This is a genomic window from Streptomyces sp. NPDC051909 (assembly GCF_040681095.1).
In the GTDB taxonomy this organism is placed as follows: Bacteria; Actinomycetota; Actinomycetes; order Streptomycetales; family Streptomycetaceae; genus Streptomyces.
In genome coordinates, this window is sequence record NZ_JBFAYA010000014.1 from 151,385 (window position 1) to 170,808 (window position 19,424).

Annotated in this window: 20 protein-coding genes; 5 read left to right on the forward strand and 15 right to left on the reverse strand. The window is 74.4% G+C overall.

Annotated features, from left to right (window positions below; all coding sequences use genetic code 11):
- Positions 1-85: 85 nt before the first annotated feature.
- A complete protein-coding gene (locus AB0M18_RS22990; RefSeq protein WP_365760863.1) occupies positions 86-1,474 on the reverse strand; it encodes a rhodanese-like domain-containing protein in 1,389 nt (462 codons plus the stop codon).
- Between the two features lie 100 nt (positions 1,475-1,574).
- The gene (locus AB0M18_RS22995) at positions 1,575-1,901 is read right to left on the reverse strand and encodes a rhodanese-like domain-containing protein (protein WP_365760865.1); all 327 of its coding nucleotides are present in this window, start codon (positions 1,899-1,901) and stop codon (positions 1,575-1,577) included.
- Between the two features lie 377 nt (positions 1,902-2,278).
- Between AB0M18_RS22995 and AB0M18_RS23000 the strand changes: the two genes are divergently transcribed.
- Together AB0M18_RS23000 and AB0M18_RS23005 are read left to right on the forward strand one after the other, a co-directional pair.
- Positions 2,279-3,580 carry a VWA domain-containing protein gene (locus tag AB0M18_RS23000; RefSeq protein WP_365760867.1) on the forward strand — a complete coding sequence of 434 codons (1,302 nt, stop codon included), beginning with the start codon at positions 2,279-2,281 and terminating at the stop codon, positions 3,578-3,580.
- Positions 3,580-4,401: a hypothetical protein gene (locus AB0M18_RS23005; RefSeq protein WP_365760869.1), complete on the forward strand. Its 822-nt coding sequence runs from the start codon at positions 3,580-3,582 to the stop codon at positions 4,399-4,401. The genes AB0M18_RS23000 and AB0M18_RS23005 overlap by 1 nt, the downstream gene beginning before the upstream one ends.
- Before the next feature lie 77 nt (positions 4,402-4,478).
- Here the strand turns inward: AB0M18_RS23005 and AB0M18_RS23010 are convergent, their stop codons facing one another.
- The 11 genes from AB0M18_RS23010 to AB0M18_RS23060 form a co-directional block, all read right to left on the reverse strand.
- Positions 4,479-5,177: a response regulator transcription factor gene (locus AB0M18_RS23010; protein WP_365760871.1), complete on the reverse strand. Its 699-nt coding sequence runs from the start codon at positions 5,175-5,177 to the stop codon at positions 4,479-4,481.
- Positions 5,174-6,520 carry a histidine kinase gene (locus tag AB0M18_RS23015; protein WP_365760873.1) on the reverse strand — a complete coding sequence of 449 codons (1,347 nt, stop codon included), beginning with the start codon at positions 6,518-6,520 and terminating at the stop codon, positions 5,174-5,176. The genes AB0M18_RS23010 and AB0M18_RS23015 overlap by 4 nt, the downstream gene beginning before the upstream one ends.
- Positions 6,513-7,679, reverse strand: coding sequence for an acyltransferase (locus tag AB0M18_RS23020; RefSeq protein ID WP_365760875.1), 1,167 nt, complete (start codon positions 7,677-7,679; stop codon positions 6,513-6,515). Before AB0M18_RS23020 ends, AB0M18_RS23015 begins: the two co-directional genes overlap by 8 nt.
- Positions 7,672-8,700 carry an alpha/beta hydrolase gene (locus AB0M18_RS23025; RefSeq protein ID WP_365760877.1) on the reverse strand — a complete coding sequence of 343 codons (1,029 nt, stop codon included), beginning with the start codon at positions 8,698-8,700 and terminating at the stop codon, positions 7,672-7,674. The genes AB0M18_RS23020 and AB0M18_RS23025 overlap by 8 nt, the downstream gene beginning before the upstream one ends.
- A 353-nt stretch (positions 8,701-9,053) precedes the next feature.
- Positions 9,054-9,593, reverse strand: a complete 540-nt coding sequence (locus AB0M18_RS23030; RefSeq protein ID WP_365760879.1) for a hypothetical protein — start codon at positions 9,591-9,593, stop codon at positions 9,054-9,056.
- Positions 9,594-9,667: 74 nt separating this feature from the next.
- The gene (locus tag AB0M18_RS23035; protein WP_365760881.1) at positions 9,668-10,240 is read right to left on the reverse strand and encodes a dihydrofolate reductase family protein; all 573 of its coding nucleotides are present in this window, start codon (positions 10,238-10,240) and stop codon (positions 9,668-9,670) included.
- Between the two features lie 77 nt (positions 10,241-10,317).
- Positions 10,318-10,797 (reverse strand): (2Fe-2S)-binding protein, encoded by a 480-nt coding sequence (locus AB0M18_RS23040; RefSeq protein WP_365760883.1) that lies wholly within the window; start codon positions 10,795-10,797, stop codon positions 10,318-10,320.
- A gap of 37 nt (positions 10,798-10,834) precedes the next feature.
- Positions 10,835-13,204 carry a molybdopterin cofactor-binding domain-containing protein gene (locus tag AB0M18_RS23045; protein ID WP_365760885.1) on the reverse strand — a complete coding sequence of 790 codons (2,370 nt, stop codon included), beginning with the start codon at positions 13,202-13,204 and terminating at the stop codon, positions 10,835-10,837.
- 170 nt (positions 13,205-13,374) lie between these two features.
- Positions 13,375-13,845 (reverse strand): hypothetical protein, encoded by a 471-nt coding sequence (locus AB0M18_RS23050; protein WP_365760887.1) that lies wholly within the window; start codon positions 13,843-13,845, stop codon positions 13,375-13,377.
- A 50-nt stretch (positions 13,846-13,895) separates the two neighbouring features.
- Positions 13,896-14,213, reverse strand: coding sequence for a hypothetical protein (locus AB0M18_RS23055; protein ID WP_365760889.1), 318 nt, complete (start codon positions 14,211-14,213; stop codon positions 13,896-13,898).
- Positions 14,214-14,349: 136 nt separating this feature from the next.
- Positions 14,350-15,150, reverse strand: a complete 801-nt coding sequence (locus AB0M18_RS23060) for a methyltransferase domain-containing protein (RefSeq protein WP_365760891.1) — start codon at positions 15,148-15,150, stop codon at positions 14,350-14,352.
- Between the two features lie 129 nt (positions 15,151-15,279).
- Between AB0M18_RS23060 and AB0M18_RS23065 the strand changes: the two genes are divergently transcribed.
- Together AB0M18_RS23065 and AB0M18_RS23070 are read left to right on the forward strand one after the other, a co-directional pair.
- The gene (locus tag AB0M18_RS23065; RefSeq protein WP_365760893.1) at positions 15,280-16,047 is read left to right on the forward strand and encodes a type 1 glutamine amidotransferase; all 768 of its coding nucleotides are present in this window, start codon (positions 15,280-15,282) and stop codon (positions 16,045-16,047) included.
- A gap of 80 nt (positions 16,048-16,127) precedes the next feature.
- Positions 16,128-16,571, forward strand: coding sequence for an OsmC family protein (locus AB0M18_RS23070; protein WP_365760895.1), 444 nt, complete (start codon positions 16,128-16,130; stop codon positions 16,569-16,571).
- Positions 16,572-16,619: 48 nt separating this feature from the next.
- On the opposite strand, the gene AB0M18_RS23075 is transcribed toward AB0M18_RS23070, so the two are convergent.
- Positions 16,620-17,315 carry an RraA family protein gene (locus tag AB0M18_RS23075; protein WP_365760897.1) on the reverse strand — a complete coding sequence of 232 codons (696 nt, stop codon included), beginning with the start codon at positions 17,313-17,315 and terminating at the stop codon, positions 16,620-16,622.
- A 90-nt stretch (positions 17,316-17,405) separates the two neighbouring features.
- On the opposite strand from AB0M18_RS23075, the gene AB0M18_RS23080 reads away from it, so the two are divergent.
- Positions 17,406-17,927 (forward strand): GNAT family N-acetyltransferase, encoded by a 522-nt coding sequence (locus AB0M18_RS23080; RefSeq protein ID WP_365760899.1) that lies wholly within the window; start codon positions 17,406-17,408, stop codon positions 17,925-17,927.
- Between the two features lie 12 nt (positions 17,928-17,939).
- Here the strand turns inward: AB0M18_RS23080 and AB0M18_RS23085 are convergent, their stop codons facing one another.
- Entirely contained in the window at positions 17,940-19,157 is a 1,218-nt protein-coding gene (locus AB0M18_RS23085; RefSeq protein WP_365760901.1) for a GNAT family N-acetyltransferase, read from the reverse strand.
- Positions 19,158-19,424 lie beyond the last annotated feature (267 nt).

Here is a 19,424-nt window from a genome sequence, read left to right on the forward strand (position 1 = left end):
GTAGGGAGGGCCGGCGCCCCCGGCGGTGCCCGTCAGGGCGTCGAGGGCCCCGTCGCGGGTGCGCCGGCTGCTGCGGTCTGCCGGATCAGACGGCGGCGGGGGTGGTGGACAGGGCCCAGGCGGCGTAGCCGCCGAGGATGTCGGAGACGTCGGTGAAGCCGTGGTGGCGCAGCAGGCTCGCGGCGATCGAGGAGCGGTGGCCGCCCGCGCAGTGCAGGACGAGCGGCTTGTCGCGGGGGATCTCATCGAGGCGCCGGGGCAGTTCGCCCAGCGCGATGGGCAGGGCGCTGTCGATGAAGCCGTGTTCGGCGCGTTCGCCGCAGTTGCGGACGTCGATGACGACGGGCGGGTTGTCGCCCGCCAGGGCGGTGCGGACCTGGGCGGCGGTCAGGCGACTGGCCGGGGCGACCTCGTCCGCCAGGGCGGTCAGGGCGTCGTCCGGGGAGCGGAGGTAGCCGGCCACGCGGTCGAAGCCGATCCGGGCCAGGCGGGTGACGATCTCCTCCTCGCGGTTCTGCGGGGCGAGGACCAGCAGGTCCGTGTCCGTGGGCAGGACGGTTCCGGCCTGCTCGGCGAAGCGGCCGTCGGCCGGCACGTTCACCGAGCCGCGCAGATGTCCGGCGGCGAACTCCTGCGGGTCGCGGGCATCGACGACCACAGCGCCGGAGGCACGAAGGCGGGTGAAGTCCTCGACGGTCAGCGGCCTCGGCGCGGCCGCCGGGTTGAACAGCGGGCGCTCTCGGCGGTTGAGGATCGCGTCGTAGACGAAGTAGCCGGGGGCGGCGGACTGCCCCGCCGTCACGAGGGCCACGAACTCGTCCCGCGACATGGGCGCGCACGCGTAGTTGGTGGCGCGCTGCTGTCCGATGGTGGACTGCTTCTCCGTCGAGAGGTTCTTGCCGCAGGCGGATCCGGCGCCGTGGGCGGGGAAGACCCGCACCTCGTCGGGCAGGGCCATCAGCTTGTTCTGCACGCTGTCGTGGAGCATGGCGCCGAGCTCGTCGGCGGTGACGCCGATGGAGGCGAGCAGGTCCGGGCGGCCCACATCGCCGATGAACAGCGCGTCGCCGGTGAGCACGCCGTACGGGACGGTGTCCGCGCCGCGCTCGTACACCAGCACGCTGATCGACTCCGGGGTGTGCCCGGGCGTCTCCATGATCTCCAGAGTGACATCGCCGAGGCTGATGGTCTCGCCGTCGGCCAGCTTGCGGATCGGGTACTCGGTCTCGGCACGGCGGCCGTAGCCGATCCACGCGCCCGTCTCGGCCGCCACCTCCAGGTGCCCGGCGACGAAGTCCGCGTGGAAATGGGTGTTGATCACGCCGACCACGGTGAAGCCGCGGGCCTCGGCGTCCGCCAGGTACTCCGAGATGTCCCGGCGGGGGTCGACCACCACCGCCTGGCCGGTCGTCTCGTCGGCGATCATGTAGGACGCCTGCGAGAGGCAGTCGAGGTAGTACTGCGCGAAGAACACGGAAACCTCCGTCAGAGATGGCTCAGATACCCTGGGGGGTATCGGAGAGGTCAAAAGGTGGCCCGCTCCCCGGAGGGGCGGGCGCATGAACAGGGGAAGGTCAGACCGCCCCGGGGGCGGAGCCCGTCACGACCGGGCGCCCCGCACCGACCCAACCCCGGGTCCCGCCGGCGACGGAGAGGGCATCCACCCCTGCGGCGACAAGGCGGTCCGCGGCCCACTGGCTGCGGTTACCGCTCGCACAGATCACATACACGGTTCGCCCCTCGGGAACGCGGGGCGGTGCGGCGGCCAGCGTCGACAGCGGAGCGAGGTGCGCACCGGGCACGTGCACCGCCCGATACTCCTCCGGCTCCCGCACGTCGAGAACGACGGCGCCGGCACTCCAGGCGGCGGCAAAGGTATCCAGGTCCACTTCACGAGCCATGAGCGAGATCCACCTCCATATACCCCCCTGGGTATTACGCCTTCGACGGTAAGCGTCTTCCGTCGGCGCTGTCAAATACCCCCCTAGGTATCTGAGAGGCGATGGGGCGCGGAGGCGTGGAACAGACCCGCACTTACGCCGGCTCTGCAGGCACACCGGATCGGCCAGCTCCTCGACCACTTCCGGGCGCGCGGCGCGGTACCGCGCCGGCTGCTGCCGCGCTCCGCCGCCGCGGCCGGCGTCAGCCAGCTCGACTGGTGGGGCGCGACCCTCATCGGCTTCCTCGACAGCCGGTCCTGACCCCCGCTCAGGAGGCTTTCACCACGGGTTCACCACCCCGTTTTGGTTCTTCGGACGATCATCCCTACGATCCTCCGATGATCACGAGAAAACGGCTGGCGACCGGAGCCTGTGCGCTGCTCGCCGCCCTGACCGTCGGACTTCTTCCGGCCACCGCCGCCACCGCCGCCGCAGACGCGGGCCCGGTGGCCGCGGACACCGTGAAGGAGCCCCCCAAGGTCGAGCTGGTGCTCGACGTCAGCGGCTCGATGCGCGCCCGCGACATCGACGGGCAGTCCCGGATGGCCGCCGCCAAGCAGGCCTTCAACGAGGTCCTGGACGCGGTCCCGCAGGAGGTGCGGCTGGGCATCCGCACCCTCGGCGCCGACTACCCGGGCCAGGACCGCAAGCGCGGCTGCAAGGACACCCGGGCGCTCTATCCGGTCGGCCCGCTGGACCGCACCGAGGCCAAGACCGCCGTCGCCACCCTGGCCCCCACCGGATGGACGCCGATCGGCCCGGCGCTGCTCGGCGCCGCCGACGACCTCAAGGGCGGCGAGGCGACCAAGCGGATCGTGCTGATCACGGACGGCGAGGACACCTGCGCCCCGCTCGACCCGTGCGAGGTGGCCCGGGACATCGCCGCCAAGGGCATCCACCTGGTCATCGACACCCTCGGTCTCGTCCCCGACGTCAAGACCCGCCGTCAGCTCATGTGCATCGCCGAGGCCACCGGCGGCACCTACACCTCGGTGCACCGCACCGAGGAGCTGTCGGGCCGCGTGCGGCAGCTGGTCGACCGCGCCGCCGACCCGGTCGTCACCCCGGTCGCCACCGACGGCGCCGAGCGCTGCGCCGACGCGCCCGTCCTCAAGCCCGGTCTCTACACCGACCGGCAGAGCTTCGGTCAGCACCGCTGGTACCGGGTGGACGTGCTGCCCGGTCAGGAACTGCGCGCCTCGGTCAGCGTCTCCGCCGACCGGGCCGTGAACGACGACTACGGCGTGCTGCTGAGGGCCGTCACCCTCCACGGCCGCGAGATCGTCCGCGGCTCCGAGGCCGGCGACGGACGCACCGACGTGATCTCGACGGGTCTGCGATATCCGACGAAGGAGGACGAGGACGCCCTGGCCGACGACACCAAGCCCGCGGCCGAGACCGTCTGCCTCCAGGTCAGCAACTCCTTCTCCGCTCCCCCGTCGGTGAAGACCACCCCGGGCATGCCGGTCGAGCTGGCGATCGACGTCGTCGACGGCCCCGGCTCCGCCTCCGACCTCGCCGCCTTCGGCCTCGGCCGCGGCTGGTGGCTGCTCGGCGCCCTGGCCCTCGCCGGCTTCCTCGGCGGTCTGATCTGGGGCTGGCTGTCCCGCTGGCGCGTCGCTGTCTGGAGGACCCACTGATGCGTACCGTACGCAGAATGCTCGCGGCCGTGGCGCTCGCGGGCGCCGCCCTGCTCGGCCCGGCCGCCGCGCCGGGTCTCGCCGACACCGCGACGCCGACCGGCCCCACCCCGAGCGGCAGCGCGAGCGGCGAGGCCGCCGAGCAGGCCGGTCCGACCGAGGCCGGCACCTCCTTCCGCACCGCCGCGTTCTTCAAGCAGGGACAGCAGGCGACCGCGCAGGCGTCCACGGGCGACTACCTGTACTGGATGTTCCCCGCCGACACCGACGAGCGGCCGACGGTCACCGCGACCGTGACGCTGCCCGAGGCCGCGCTGCGGCACGGCTCCTCGACCTGGCGGATCGACGTGTACGACGGGCTGCGCAGGCGCCAGCCGTGTATGTACGGGATGCAGTCCCGGGTGGCGGCCAAGGACGCCGCGACCGTGGAGCTGGCCTGTGTGCTGCGCCCGGTCCGGGCGGCCGCGGACACCTGGTCGAACGACCCGCTGCCGGGCGCCTACTTCGTGCGGCTGACCGCCACCCGGCTGCCCGAGGAGGACTCCGGCCAGCCGTTCTCGGCCCTGGTCGGCGCCACCTCGCGCGAGTTCGACGGCGCCTACGCCGCGGACGGCGCGCTCGCCGTGCCGCTGGTGCCGGGCGCGACGCAGCCGGAGGCCGTCGAGGCCCGCGCCCCGGAGGACGGCTGGTCCTCCGGCTGGTGGTCGGACCGCTGGCTGTGGACGGCGGCGGGCGGCGTGCTCGCCGCCCTCGCCGGCATCGGCGGCTATGTCCTGACCCGCGGCTCCGGCCGCCCGCCCCGGGTCCCGCCGGCCGTCTGACCGGTCCGTGGCCCAGCACCGGCCCCCTGTCCTCCCGTGCCGGGAGGACAGGGGGCCGGTGGCGCTCCGGGCTCCGGTCAGCGCCCGCCGCCGGGGCGGACCAGGCCCGTCTCGTAGGCGTGGACGGCGGCCTGGGTGCGGTCGCGCAGCGACAGCTTGGTGAGGATGCGGCCGACATAGGTCTTCACGGTCTGCTCCGCGACCACCAGGCGGGCGGCTATCTCCGCGTTGGACATACCGTGCGCGATGAGGGTGAGCACCTCCGTCTCGCGTTCCGTCAGGGCGCCCACCCGGTCCATCAGCGGGGCGCGCGGGGCGGCGGCGCTCAGCCGGGAGAACTCGGCGATCAGCCGCTTGGTGACGCCCGGCGCGAGCAGCGCGTCACCGCGGGCCACCACCCGTACCGCGTCGGCGAGTTCCTCGGCCGAGGCGTCCTTGAGGAGGAATCCGGCGGCCCCGGCGCGCAGCGCCTCGTACACGTACTCGTCGAGGTCGAAGGTGGTGAGGACGAGCACCTTGACCGCTGCCCCGGAGCCGTCGTCGGCGGTGAGGACCCGGGTGGCCTCGATGCCGCCGGTGCCGGGCATCCGGATGTCCATCAGGACGACGTCGGGGGCGAGTTCGGCGGACTTGGCGATGGCGTCGGCGCCGTCGACGGCCTGGCCGACGACGGTGATCCCGGGCTCGGCGTTCAGCAGCACCGTGAAGCCCTGCCGGACCATCACCTGGTCGTCGGCGATGAGCACCCTGATGTCTCCGGTGCCGGCGTCGCTCATGAACCGTCCTTGGGGTCGAGGGGAGCGGGCAGGAACGCGGTGACGTCCCAGCCGCCTTCGGGGGTGGGTCCGGCGGCGAGTTCGCCGCCGAGCATGGCGGTGCGCTCGCGCATGCCGAGCAGTCCGTGGCCGGGTTCGCCCGCGGCCCGCGGGGCCGTGGGGGCGGGGGCGGGCGTTCCGTCGGGGGCCGTGTTGGTGACGCGTACGGTCAGGCCCTCGCGGTGGTAGTGGGTCGCGACCGTGGCGCGGGCGCCGGGCGCGTGCCGCATCACGTTGCTCAGGGCCTCCTGGACGATGCGGTACGCGGAGAGCTCGGTGCCCGGCGAGAGCGGGCGGGGCTCGCCGCGTGACTCGGCGGTCGCGTCGAGGCCCGCGGCCCGTACGTTGCCGAGGAGTTCGCCGAGCCGGTCGAGGGTGGGCTGCGGGGCGTGCCGTACGCCGGCGGCGGCATCGCCCCGCGCGTCCTCGCCGCGCAGCACGCCGAGGACGCGGCGGAGTTCGGTGAGGGCGTCGACGGCGTTCTGCCGGATGCCCGCGAGGTTCTCGCGGAGCTCCGGGGACGGGTCGGCGACCAGGTGCGGGGCGACCTGTGCCTGGATGGAGATGACGGACATGTGGTGGGCGACGACGTCGTGGAGCTCGCGGGCGATCCGGCCGCGCTCCTCCAGGAGGGCGCGCCGGGCGCGTTCCTCGGAGGTGAGCACCTCCTGCTCGACGAGCTTGGTGCGCGAGACGCGGGTGGCGCGCAGGGAGCAGCCGAGGACGACGGCGAGGGCGAAGGAGACGACGCCCTGGGGAAGGGTGTTCAGTCCGGGCACCGGGTGGGGGACGGCGGCGCCGATGCCGGTGAGCACGGAGATCCCGAGGGCCGCGACGGAGGCGGCGGGGCGCACCCGCAGGGCGAGCAGGAGCAGCACGAGGGTGTGCAGAGCGATGCCCGGGACGCTCCACGGCCACGCGAGGCCGAACACCGCTGACGTCAGCACGGCGGTCAGGGTGAGCGCGGCCGAGGAGACCCACAGGGCGGCCACGGGCCTGCTCAGGGCCAGGACGGGTGCGGCGCTCTGGAAGACGACGAGCAACGAGACGGCGCCCGTGGCGGGTTGCATGAAGCTCTCGTAGTCGTTCGCGTCCCAGATGCCCATGACGACGCAGAACAGGACGATGTGCCCGTGGGCGAGCCGGCCGAGATGGCGGTGCCGGGGCAGCGGGTCGCGGCGCCCCGGCCGCAGGTCGGCGCGCAGGACGCCGGGCACCGCGCGCAGGGCCGCCTCCCATCGCGCGATGTCCGTCACCGTGGTGCCCCCGCTCGTCTGTGCGTCCCGCTGCCACAGCCTAGGCATGTCGTGTCTCCTTCCCCGAGTCGGGCCGCGGCTTCGGGGCGCGGGCAGTGTGCGTGCGTTCGTAGGGGTGGAAGACGGCCCGGCAGACGAGCAGCGCGCAGGCGAACAGGAGCAGCCAGCCGAGGCGGGCGAGGATCCAGGTGGGGCCGTCGGGGAGGGTGTGGAGTCCGGGCAGCGGCGGGCGGCCGAGGAGGCGGGCGGTGAACAGTCCGCCGGTGGTGACGGCGATCATCGCGGTCTGGTGCCAGAGGAAGACGGTGAGGGCGCCGAGGTTGAGCAGGGCGACGGCGGCCCAGGCGCGCGGCCGGCGCAGGGCGCGGCGGAGCGGGTCGAGGAGCAGCACCGCCGCGCCGCACTGGGCGAGGCCGAAGGTGACCGCGGCGAGGGTGGGCGGGTTGAGGTTGGAGACCGGGGCGCCCGGCACGCCGACCATGGATCCGGGATAGCCGGCGAAGGCGACCAGGAGTCCGGTCGCGGTGGCCCCGCCGAGCAGCAGGGTCCAGGCGACACCCGGCGTGGGGGTGCCGCGCCGGGCGACGAGCGCGCCGAGGGTGTACGGGACGAGCCAGCCGGCGGGCAGGTTGATCCAGCCGAGCCAGTCGGGGCCGTCGAGGCCGAAGCGGACCAGGTCGACGTGGAGGACGACGGCGAGCGGCCACAGCGGGTGGACGCGGGCGACCAGCGGGGTGGCGGCGGTGAGGGCGGCGAGCACGAGCAGGAACCACAGCGGGGAGAGAACGAGCTTGCCGAGCGTCCAGAGGGTCTGCCAGGGCACCCCGCAGGCGAGCATGACGGCCGACGCCGCCGTCCATACGGCGAGCAGTGGCGGGACCGGCCGGAACAGCCGGGCGAGCCGGGCGGCGGTCCACCGGCGGTGGCTCTCGCCGCGGGCCCGGGCGGCGGCGTGGCCACGGGCGGCGACCAGGCCGCCGACCAGGAAGAACACCGCGAGGGTCTGGAACACCCAGGAGACGCCGGTGAGTTCGGGCATCCGGCCGAGCGGGCTCTCGACCCGCAGGCTGCCGCTGTCGGCGACCAGGGCGGTGACGAGCCAGTGGCCGAGGACGACGCCGAGGATGGCGAGGGCGCGCAGCGCGTCGAGGGCGCGGTCGCGCCCGGGTGGGGTGGCCGCGTCGATCCGTCGGGCGAGTTCACGCATCGGCCGGCTCCTCGCCCTCGACGATCCGGGCCAGGTTCCGCAGCGGTACGGAGCCGGGGACGAGGTAGTCGCTGTGGCCGCCGTCCCCGGCGGCGAAGCGGCGGGCCCCGAAGGCGGGGTCCGCCGGGTCGGCGCCGAAGCCGAGTTCGCTGCCGCAGCGGGCGAGCGACGGGAGGGATATGCGGACGTGGGGCACCCGCGCCACCCAGTCGTCCGTGGCGCGTCCTGCCCACACGGTGGCGCGGGTGTGGAGGGCGGCCACGTCGTCGTGGCCGGTGCCGGGGCTGCCGTAGAGGACGATCGCGGCGGCGGGCGTGCCGGCGGCGGCGCGGGCGCAGACCACGGAGCCGTAGGAGTGGCAGAGCAGGGTGATGCGGGCGGCGGGCCGGATGCGGTGCAGTTCGGCGACGGAGGCGGTGAGCGCGGGGGCGGCCTCTTCGGCGCGGCCCGGGGTGAGGGAGGCTGCGCTGGCGGTGGCGGGTGTGCGGTAGCCGAGCCAGGCGACGACGGCGGTGCGGTCGCCGCCGGTGTCCTCGCGCAGGGTGTCCTGGAGCGCCAGGGCGCCGGCGCGGAAGCGGGCGTAGTGTTCGAGGCCGGTGTCGACGCCGGGGACGAGTACGGCGATCCGGTCGGCACGGGCGAGGTCGCCGACGACCTCGGCGCTGCGGCCGCCGTCACGTCCGTCGAAGGCGAGGATCCGGCGTCCCGGCTGCGCCATGGCGTGCAGTGCGGCGGCCCGTCGGTGGGCTCCGTAGGCGTCGGCGGTCTGCTCGGCGGCCCGCAGGGCCGCGCGCCGGTCGGCGTATCGGGCGTCGAGCCGGGCGGTGAGCTCGGCCGGGGTTCCGGCGGTCAGCGGGGTGGTGGGCGGCGGCGAGGGTGCCGGTACCTCGGCGGGGCCCGCGGCGCCCGCGACCGGCAGCGCGACGGCGGCGGTGACGAGGGCGGCGAGCAGCCCGCGGCGGAGGCGTGCGGTGCGTCGGGGGCGGGCGTCGCCGGGGGTCCGGGCGAGGGGCGGCGCCATGGGCGGTTCCTTCCGTAGCGGGGGTGCGTCGGCGGCATGAGTTCCGCTGCGAAAGGAAGGTAGGAAGCGGGGCGTGTGGTCCGCGTCCCGCCGGAGAGCCAACTCCCAGGGTGGCTCTCAGGTATGACGGGTGATCGGGGGTACACCGGCGCCATCGGCAACGCGGCGAGGGGCCGTGCCAGGCGACGCGGGCACGGCCATGATCCGCCGGCCAGGCCCCAAGTCCTCCTCGGCGAGTCCGGCGACCGCCGCGCGCAGCGCGCTCCACGCGCGTGAGAAGTGGTCCACGCCCGCAAGCTGTCAGCGGCCTTCTCCGGTCCGCAGCGCGCGGTCCCGCCGCCGCCCGCTTCCCGTCAGCGGTAGTCGTCGGGGTGGTCCTGCATCCAGGTGTTGATCTTGTCGCGGGTGCCGACCAGCAGGGTCTCGTGCTTCTTCAGGTTCTCGAAGGAGCTGTCCCCGCCGAGTTCGGCCTCCAGCTCGGCGATCAGCTCGATCGGCCGGGGAAAGTGCCCGGGCCCCTTGGGGTCGGCCTTCATGGCGCGGTCGAGGCGGAGGAGTTCGTCGTGCACCCGCCCCAGGAAGTACGCGCATCCGCTCGTCGCGCACGAGTCGTCCAGCGTGGCCTGGAGCCCGGCGAAGGCGTCCCGCACCTTCTCCGGCGCCGGCGTGGGATCCGGCTCGGCGGGCGGGGTGGTCTGGCCGGCCGCGGCCTCCGCGCTCGCAGCGGCCTCGGCCGCCTCCGCGGCGGACGTGGGCACCGTGGCGATCGAGTCGGAGGCGCCGGGCAGCGGCTGCGGCTCGGGCTCGGCGCCGCAGGACACGCAGAGCGCGGCCAGGGCCGCGAGGGCGACGGCGCCGCCCCGTATCGACGCCGTGAAGGAAGAAGTGAGCATGGTGGTCCCCCCGTGATCGTTGATCACGGGAGCCTACCCTGCCCGGTCGAGGGAACCGGCAGGGGAACGGGCCGTCACTCGCCGCGGTCGCGCTCGTAGCGGAGCAGCACGACACCGCTGCCGAAGGTGCGCGTGCGGTCGAGCCGCAGGTCGGCGGTGGTGTCGGTGGGCGGGAAGAGCGGGGTGCCGCGACCGATCAGGACGGGGTGGACGCAGATGTGGTAGGCGTCGATCAGGTCGAGTTCGCGGAAGGCGGCGCCGATCTCAGCGCCGCCGAGGCAGAGGTCGCCGTCGGTGGCGGCCGCGAGGGCGCGGACCTCGGCGGCGTCCACCCGGGGCACGACCGTGGTGTTCCAGTCGGCCCGCTCCAGCGTGGTGGAGTAGACGGTCTTGGGCTTCGAGCGCCAGATCCCGGCGAACTCCCGCATCACCGGGGGGTTCTCCGGGTCCTCGTCGGCGGTCGGCCAGAAGTCCGCCATGAGCATGTGGGTGCGCCGGCCGCTGATCAGGCGTCCCATGGCGGCGATCTCCTGGTTGAAGTACGCGTGCAGCTCCTCGTCGACCCGGTGCCAGGAGATGTCGTGGCCGGGACCCTCGATGTACCCGTCGAGCGAGATGGAGATGAACTGGACGATCTTTCCGGACACCGGCGGCTCTCCCCTGCGGTCGCGGAGGCTCCTGCTGTGGCGGAGGGCCGCCGGCCGTGCCGGCGTGTGCGCACGGATCAGGCCATGCGGCGGGCGCCCTCCTTGATGGCCTCACGGATACGGTTATAGGTGCCGCAGCGGCAGATGTTGCGGATCTGGTCGAGATCGGCCTCGTCGACCTCCCGTCCGGCCTCGTGGGCGCGCCGGACGGCGGCGACGGCGGTCATGATCTGGCCGGGCTGGCAGTAGCCGCACTGGGCGACGTCGATGTCGAGCCAGGCCTCCTGCATCGGGTGCAGTTCCTTGCCGACGGTGCCGGGCAGGCCCTCGATGGTGGTGACCTCGTCGGTGTCCGCGAGGTCCTTCACGGGGACGGAACAGGGGGTGAAGGCCCGGCCGTTGAGGTGGCTCGTACAGGCCCGGCAGACGCCGACCCCGCAGCCGTACTTGGGTCCGGTGACGCCGAGGACGTCCCGGAGCACCCAGAGCAGCCGGACGTCGTCCTCGACCTCGGCGGTGACGGCCTTGCCGTTGAGGATGAAGGTGTGCTGGGGCACGGTGGCTCCGTAGTGAGTCATAGGGCCGTGGGACGCGTCAGAGAATCTGGTCGCGGCCGTCGGCGGGGGCGGCGGGGATCGGCGGGACGGTCGGCGTCGGGGTGAAGGGCAGCGGCGCCGTGTGGTTGAGCGGGAAGCTGGTCGGCATGGTGCCGGTGGCCCGCCCGTAGGCGCAGGCGACGGCGGCCGCGGACGCGGCGACGGCGAGCTCGCCCGCGCCGCCCGGCGTGTCGCCGGTCGAGGGCATGACGACGATCCGCAGCTCCGGCGGGGTGTTCCACTGCCGGGTGTAGAAGTAGTTGTCCCAGCTGCTCTCCTGGAAGTGCCCGTCCTTCAGGTGCAGTCCGGAGCTGAGGGTGATCGCGATGCCGTCGCTGATGCCGCCCATCATCTGGGCCTCCAGGCCGCGCGGGTTGACGGCGAGGCCGACGTCGACGGCGCAGACGACCTTGGTGACGCGCGGTCCGGTGTACGCGTTCGGGATCTGGCGGCCGGTGGTGGCCGGGCGGCAGTCGATCTCGGCGAGGACGGCGACGACGGAGTGGTACTCGGGGTGGATCGCGATGCCCTGCGCGGTGCCGGGCTCCATCCTCCGTCCCCAGTCGCCGAGTTCGGCGACCTTGTCGAGTACGGCGCGGGCCCGCTCGTCCTTGAGGAAGCGGCGGCGGAAGGCGAGCGGGTCCAGGCCCATGCGCTCGGCGAGTTCGTCGACGACCAGCTCCTGGGCGGTGCGCACGTTGGGTGAGTAGATGTTGCGCATGGACCCGGTGTTGAAGCCGTGGTCGACCTCGTTCAGGAGCTGGGTGGTCACCCCGAAGTGGTAGGGGCTGGTCTGGGTGAGCTGGAACATCGTCTCGGAGAAGGTGAGGTTCGCGACCGGCAGCCTGGCCGCCTCCGAGGTGATGATCTCGCCGACGCCGTGCCCGAAGTCGGTGGCGACGGAGGTGTGCCGCTGCTCGTACGTGAGAACCTCGCCGAGCGCGTACGTGGCACGCACCCGGGAGGTCGCCATCGGGTGCGTACGGCCCTGGCGGAAGTCGTCGGTGCGGTGCCACATGAGGCGGACCGGCTTGCCCATGGCCTGCGAGATCTCGGCGGCCTCGCCGGCGGCGTCGTGGAACAGCTTGCGGCCGAACGAGCCGCCGCCCTCGGTGACATGGACCGTGACGGCGCTCACCGGCAGGCCCAGCTGGAGGGCTATCTTCTCCTGGGCGACGATCGGCGACTTGAGGCTGGCCCAGATCTCGGCGGAGCCGGGGCGCACGTCGGCCACGGCGCAGTTGGTCTCCAGGGCGCCGTTGCTGGCGAAGGCGAAGGTGAAGCGGACGTCGACCGACTTGGTGAGGAGATCGAGCGGCGGGACGACGAGGGGGAGTTCGGCGCGGCGCAGCTTCTCCAGGACGGTCGCGTCGGAGGCGCCCTCGGCGGTGCCGGGGCCCCAGGTGACCTTGAGGGCGCGGACGGCGTCGATGCACTGGCCGAAGGTGCGGCCGCGGACGGCTACTCCGGTGGACACGACGGCGACGTCGGTGATGCCGGGCAGGGCGGCGACCTCGGCGGCGTTCTCGACGGAGCGGACGGTGCCGTTGATCGTCGGCGGACGGCAGACCATCGTCGGCAGGGCGCCGGGGACCTGCACGTCCATGGCGAACTTCTTACGTCCGGTGACCGCTTCCAGCGCGTCGAGGCGCCGCTGCGGGGTGCCGATCACCGTGAAGTCGCCCGACTCCTTCAGGGCGACGGAGACCTGGGTGTCCGTCAGGGTGGCGGCCCTGACCGCGAGTTCGCCGTAGGTGAGGGAGACTCCGGCGGCGGAGGTGATGACTCCGGCCTTGGCGGTGAGGGTGGAGACGGCCTCGCCGAGTTCGAGGGCGGCGGCGCGCAGCAGCCGGCCGCGGGCGACGGCGGCGGCGACCCGGACCGGGGTGAAGGTGGAGACGGTGGTGTTGGAGCCGCCGGTGAGCTGGTTGAAGAGCAGTTCGGGGCGGGCGTCGGCGAGGGTGACCCGGATCCGGTCGAGGGGCAGGTCCAGCTCCTCGGCGATGATCATCGCGGTGGAGGTGGTGATGCCCTGGCCGACCTCGGCGCGGGGCAGCGCGAAGTGGGCGGTGCCGTCCGGGTCGAGGCGGATGGTGATGAGGTTCGCCGTGGGCAGGGTCGCGGCGGTGAGCAGGTCGTTGAGGTCCAGGATCTCGGCGGGACCGGGCAGCGAGGGGACGACGGCGGGCGCGGCCTCGGGGACGGCGGCTGCGGCGGGTGTGGGCGCGAGGGCGTCGGCGCCGATCCGGGCGGCGACGGTCAGGGTCGGCGCCGCCAGGACGTAACCCAGGAATCTGCGCCGTCCCAGGCCGTCGCGTGGCGGCGGCGCGTCCTGTTCGGGCTGCGGTGAGCGGTCCTGCTCTGCCATGAGGGGTGGCCTTTCGACGGGGACGGGGTGTGCGGAAGGCGGTCCGGCGACCGGGATGATCATCACCCGTTCGGGTGCGTGCCGGGGCCGGAACCGCGCAGCTTTCACCGCTGGACCGTCAAGTCCACACGTGGCCGGGGCGCGGGCCGGCGGGGGCGGCGCCCGTCAGGTCACCCCGACCGCTGGGCGGGCTCCGTCGCCGGCACGGCCTCGGCGGCGACGCCGGCCGCCCGCAGCCCGCGCGCCAGGCGCTCGGTCTCCGGGAGCGTCCCCGTCCACTCCCCCGCCAGGATCCGCCGGGCCTCGTCCCTGGCTTGCGCGAGGTCCGGCCGCGAGCCGGGCAGGGCCCGCAGCACCCGCATGACGACGGAGACGGAGACCCGCCCGGAGGCCGGCTCGTCGCCCAGCCGCAGCACGGCGGGTCCGTGCTCGGCGAGGAGCCGTACCCGGTGCCCGGGCGGCGGCGGGCCGGTGTCGCAGGCGGCGACGGCGTATCCGCAGGCGACGCAGGAGGACTCGACGTCCCAGCGCAGGCGGTCGCCCACCAGCGCCTGGACGCCGTGGCCGACCAGCCGCGCTCCGCAGTCGGGGCACGCCTCCGGGTACGTCACGGACGCGCACACGATCGGTTCCGTCCCCACCCCTGCCCTCCGCTGCCCTCCCCGGCGCTCCGCCGGGCGTGGGCCATTGTCTACCGGCGGCAGGCGGGACGCGCCACCTCGTCATGACGCGGCCTCGGCCGCAGCGGGGACCGGTCCCATGCGCCGCGCGCCCGCGCGACGGCGCGGCCCCGGGAGACGCGCAGTTGCGAACGGGAGAGGCGGGCACGCTGGCCGCCGCCCGCGATCAGCGCGTTCACGGACACCATCGGGTCGCCGCCCATGGAGCGGGCGAACAGCGCGCCGACGACGACCGGCAGCAGCGCGACCGCGAGGGCCGAACCGGTGGCGGTGGCCGTGGCGGTGACGGTGCGGAGGGGGCGGGCGGTGCGCGGGGCGTCGTCGGTCATGGGAACAGTTCAGCAGCGGGGCGGTGGCCCCGGCATCGGACGCCGTACTCACTCGGCCGCGCTCCCCGTACTCACGTCAGGTACCCACGCCTGGTACTCACGCCCGGTACTCAGGTCCCGGGCCTCTCACGGGTGCTCAGCGCCGGGCGAGGACCGTGACGAGCGTGAACGAGGCGTGGAAGGGACCCTCCGCGAGGCTCGCGAGCCAGCGGTCGGCGCGCGCCTCCGTCACGTATCCGGCGGTGACGGCCTTGCGGATGTTGCGGGCGAGGCCGAGCGTGTAGTCGGCGACCTCGAAGTCCCGGAACACCGGGGCCGTGGCGCACACCGTCTCGACGGTGAAGCCCGCCCGCTCGGCGAGCCGCCCCAGGGAACGGCCGACGGTGGCGTTGCGGACCGCCTCGGTGACGGTGTACCGGGTGAAGGCGCGACTGGTGTCCAGGTCCTCGGAGTCGACTGCGAGGGTGTCCCAGTCGGGTTCGACGAGGCCGACGAGCCCGCCGGGCGCGGTGGCCGTGTGCAGCCGGGCCAGGACGGCGGCGGGGTCGGGCACGTGCATGAGGACGCGGTCGATCTTGGCGCGGTCGACCGAACCGTCCGCCACGGGAAGGGCGTTCAGGTCACCCGCGCGCAGTTCGACGTGCGCGACTCCGGCGGTCCGGCGCCGGGCCTCGGCGAGCATCGCCGGGTCGTGGTCGACGCCGATGACCCGCCCGGTCGCGCCGACGCGTGCGGCGAGCGCGGGCAGGTCGGTGCCGGGGCCGCAGCCGGCGTCCAGGGCCGTCTGGCCGGGCCGGATGTCGAGGAGCCCGAGCAGCTGTTCCTTGTACGCGCGCCCTGCCTCCATCGCCGCCGTGCGCAGCATGTACGCGCTCTGCTCGGGCCGTTCCGCGCCGAGAGGTCCCGACTCCGCCGTCCTGCCGTGCCGCATGTCCATCGGCTCAGTCGATCGCGGCCAAGGGCCGGCGACAAGTACGCGAAATCGGCCTCGCGGAAACGATTCCTCGGCGACCCTGGAGGCTGCTCCGATCACCGGTCACTCTCACTGCGCGGAGGCGGGACGACCTTGACCCACACCACCACACCCCCCGTCCTGGTCGTCCAGCACGAGGACGGCGCCGGGCCTGGCCTCGTCGGCGCGCGGCTGCGGGCGGCCGGGCTCGACGTCCGGACCGTGCACCCCTGGCGCGGCGAGCCGTTGCCCGGCTCCCTCGACGGCTGGGCCGGGCTGCTCGTCCTGGGCGGCTCGGCGAACTGCGAGGACGACGTCGCCGCGCCCTGGCTGCCCCACGTCAGGGAGCTGATACGCGAGGCGGTCGCCGGCCCCGCCCCGACCCCCGTCCTCGGGATCTGCCTGGGCGGCCAGCTGATGGCCCACGCGCTGGGCGGCCGGGTGGTCCGCCGCGCGCAGGGGCCCGAGCTGGGCGCCGTACCGCTGCGTCGGCTGCCCGCCGCCGACGACGACCCGGTGCTCGGCGCCGTACCGGAGGGCGCGCTCGCCGCGCAGTGGCACTGGGACGAGATCGAGGCCCTGCCGCCAGGGGCGGTGCCGGTGCTCGCCGGTGACGACTGCCCGTACCAGGCCTTCCGCGTCGGCCCGCACGCGTGGGGCGTGCAGTTCCATCCGGAGGTCCTCGCCCCGACGGTGGCGGTGTGGGCCGACGCCGACGACGCGCACGTCCGGGACGCCGGGCTCGATCCGTCGGCCGCCGTGCTGTCCGTACGGGAGGCGGAGCCGCGCCTGCGGGAGGTTTGGGGCGCGGTGGCGGAGGCGTGGGGGGCCGTCGTTCGGGGCGCGCGCGTGCCCGTACCGGCGCCGTCCGGCCCGGAGTGATGGGATGGGTGCGGGCCCGCGCCTGAGCCGCGGGCCCGCACCGCGCCCACGTGCCCCCGCATCGAGGAGGATCCGCCCCCATGGCCGACGAGTACCGGATCGAGACCGTCCGCACCGGCTACCGCACCTGGACCGCCCGCAACGACCGGGGCGCGGAGGTGCGGATCGCCGCCGCCGACGACACGGCGGCGCAGCCGTCGTTCACGCCGGTGGAACTGCTGCTCGCGGCGATGGGTGGCTGCGGCGGACTTGTCATCGACCGCACGGCACGGGCCGTCGACCACGACGACCTGCGGATCGTGGTGGAGGGCGTGGTCGGTCCGGAGGACGACGGCCGGGTCGGGCGGATCCGGGTGAGTTACGAGTTCGAGCTGCCCGACAACAACCCGCGGGCCGCCGAGGTGTTCGCCCGGGGCGTGCGCCTCACGCATGAGAAGTACTGCACGGTGAGCCGCACCGTGGAGCACGGCGCCGAGGTGGAGGCGGTGCTGCCGGACGGCTCGATCGGCTTCCGGGCCGGCTGAGACCGGGCCCCCGGTGGGCCCGCGGGGGTCCCGGTCGGCCGACCCGGATCACTCCTCGATGGCGCCGCCGATCCGGCGCAGGTGCTTCCGGAAGGTGTACGAGGGGTCCTGCGCGTTCCGCTCCAGGTACTCGGCGAAGCGGGTCTGGTCGCGCAGGGTCTCCCCCGCCCTGATCCGCCGGGCCTGCTCGCGTTCGGTGCGGAAGATGTCCGCGGCGGTGCCGAGCACCGCGTCGGCCCGGTCGGCGGGCACGAACAGGACGCCGTCGTCGTCGGCGAACACGAGGTCGGCGGCGTCGACCGTGTGCTCGCCGACGCGGGCACTGCGCAGCGCCTCCGGCCCGCGCGGGTCGAGCCGTACGGGGCCGGGCGCGTGAGCCCCGTAGGAGAAGACCGGCAGCCCGATCTCCACCAGATCGGGTGTGTCCCGGTGCAGCCCCCACACGACGAGGCCGGCCACGCCGGCCGCCTCGGCCTCCAGGACCGCGAGGTCGCCGACGCAGGCCTCGTCGCGGCGCCCCGCGTTGTCGATGACCAGGATGTCGCCGGGTGCGGCGTGGAGGGTGAAGGCCTCCAGGAACACGTCCACGCTGCCGTAGTGCCGTGCGGGCAGCACCCGCCCGGCGAGCCGCTGTCCGGGGACGACGGGCACGACGCCGGCGGGCGCGGCGCGCAGCGGCACCCCGAGGCGTACGCAGGCGTCGGCGATCAGGGGTGTGGACAGTTCGGCGAACCGCTTCGGCATGGCTGTTCCCTTCGTGGGGGTCTTCAGGCGGCCGGGGTGGGTGATCCTATCGGCCGCGGGGCCGGAGGGCCGATGTGGTTTCCTTCCCGGATGACCCTTCGGACCGCCTGCTCCGTACGCCCCCGCACCGCCGCCGACCTGCCCTCCTGTATCGGACTCCTCGCCGATGTGCACCACCGGGACGGCTACCCGGTGAACTGGCCCGCGCGGCCCGCCGACTGGCTCGCGTCCGGAGACACCGTCGGCTCATGGGTGGCCGAGCTCGACGGCCGGGTCGCCGGCCATGTGGTCCTGTCCCGGCCCGGAGACGACGACCTCGCGGCGCGGCTGTGGAGGGAGCGGACCGGCGCCGAACCGGCCGTCGTGGGACGTCTGTTCGTATCCCCCGCCGCACGCGGCCACGGAGTCGGCGCAGGCCTCCTCCGCCACGTGACGGCGGAGGCCCGTCGCCTGGGTCGTCACCCGGTCCTGGACGTGGTGGCCTCCGACACGGCGGCGATCGCCCTCTACGAGCGCGCGGGCTGGCGACTGCTCACCACGGCCACCCAGTGCTGGTCCCCCGGGCGGACGGTGACGATCCACTGCTACGCGGGGCCGGTGCCCGCGCCCTGAACCATGCGCCGGTCAGAACCAGTGCAGGCAGTGCGGCGAGCGGTCGGCGCGGAAGAGGGTGTCGGCGCGGTGGGCCGCGGCCGGGTGGTGGGCGCGGATGTGGCCGGCCCGGACGAGGGTGCTGGGCGCGGTGCCGCCGAGGTAGACCGAGCCGAGGTCGCTGATGTCCAGGGACAGATCGGGCTCGCGGTCGGTGGGGGCGCACTCGGCCTTGCCGTCGCGGACGGTCAGCAGATAGCGGCTCCGCTCGCCGAGGAACGGGTCGTCCACGTCGAGTACGAGCTCGCCGTCCGCGAACCAGCCGCGCGCGCTCAGCGCGCGCGGGACGTCGAGCAGCCGCACCCACAGCCAGTCGCCGTCGCCCGCCACCTGGCCGGCGCGGAAGTCCTCGAACTGCCAGCGCACCGGGTGGTCCGTCGGGACGTGCTTGAACGTCACCTCGGTGAACAGGTCGTGGTCGAGGAGACAGCGGACCAGGGCGGTGAAGACGGCGTCGTCCGCGGTGATGACCTCGTCGACCTTCAGGGTGCCGGACTCGCCCGGCTCGTAGCTGGCGTACCCGTCCGGCACGCCGTCCGCGTCGCGGTGCAGCGCGATGTAGCGCGGCGCCGGCGAGATCGGCGGCTGTCCGGCGGCCCGCGCCCACCAGCGGTGCGGGCGGGACAGTGCGCCGGGCTGGGCGCGGCGGTAGCGGTCGTAGACCTCTTCGAGGATGTCGCCGCACTCGGAGCTCTTCAGCACCTCGACGGTGCCGGTGGCGGTCACACTGCCACCGGCCCGGGACGGCGCCAGGGCACTCTGATGGCGGGGCACCGTGAGGCGCGCGGTGTACGTCGCCGGGCCGTAGCCGAAGCGGCGGTAGATCAGCGCCTCGGAGGCGAGCAGCACGGACAGGAACTCGCCGCGCTCGCGCAGGTCGGTCAGCTGATGCCGCATCATCGCGGTGAGCACGCCCCGGCGCCGGTGCGAGGGCAGGACGCCGACGGCGGTCACGCCGGGGGCCGGAGCGAGGCTCTGGCCCGGCAGGGTCAGCTCGAAGGCGTACGAGGCGGCGGTCCCGACCGGCCGCCCGTCCGGCGCCACGGCCAGCAGCCCCCGGTCCATCTCGAGCGCCGCCCACCAGACCCCGCGGCCGTCCTCACCGGCGGCCTCCGGAAAGCGCGCGAACGCGGCGTGGAGGGTGTCGACGAAGACGTCGTAGTCCTGATCGGTCGTCGGCCGGATCTGCATCGGTGCTGCTGCCTCCCTGGTCACGGGCACCACCCGCGCGGCACCCCGCCACAGTGCAGCGCCGAACCGCCGCCCGGTCAAACCAATTAGCCACAGCGGGGCTTGAGGTGCCGAACGGACGCGGCGCCTGCGCGCCGTACGGCCACCCCGCCAGACCGCGGCTCGGCGGCCGCTCACGCGCCCAGCCAGATATGCGCGTGCCTTCCCGGTCCGGCCGGTGCGGCGGCCGCTCGCTCGGCGCTGCGGAGAGGGTGACACTCCAGAACT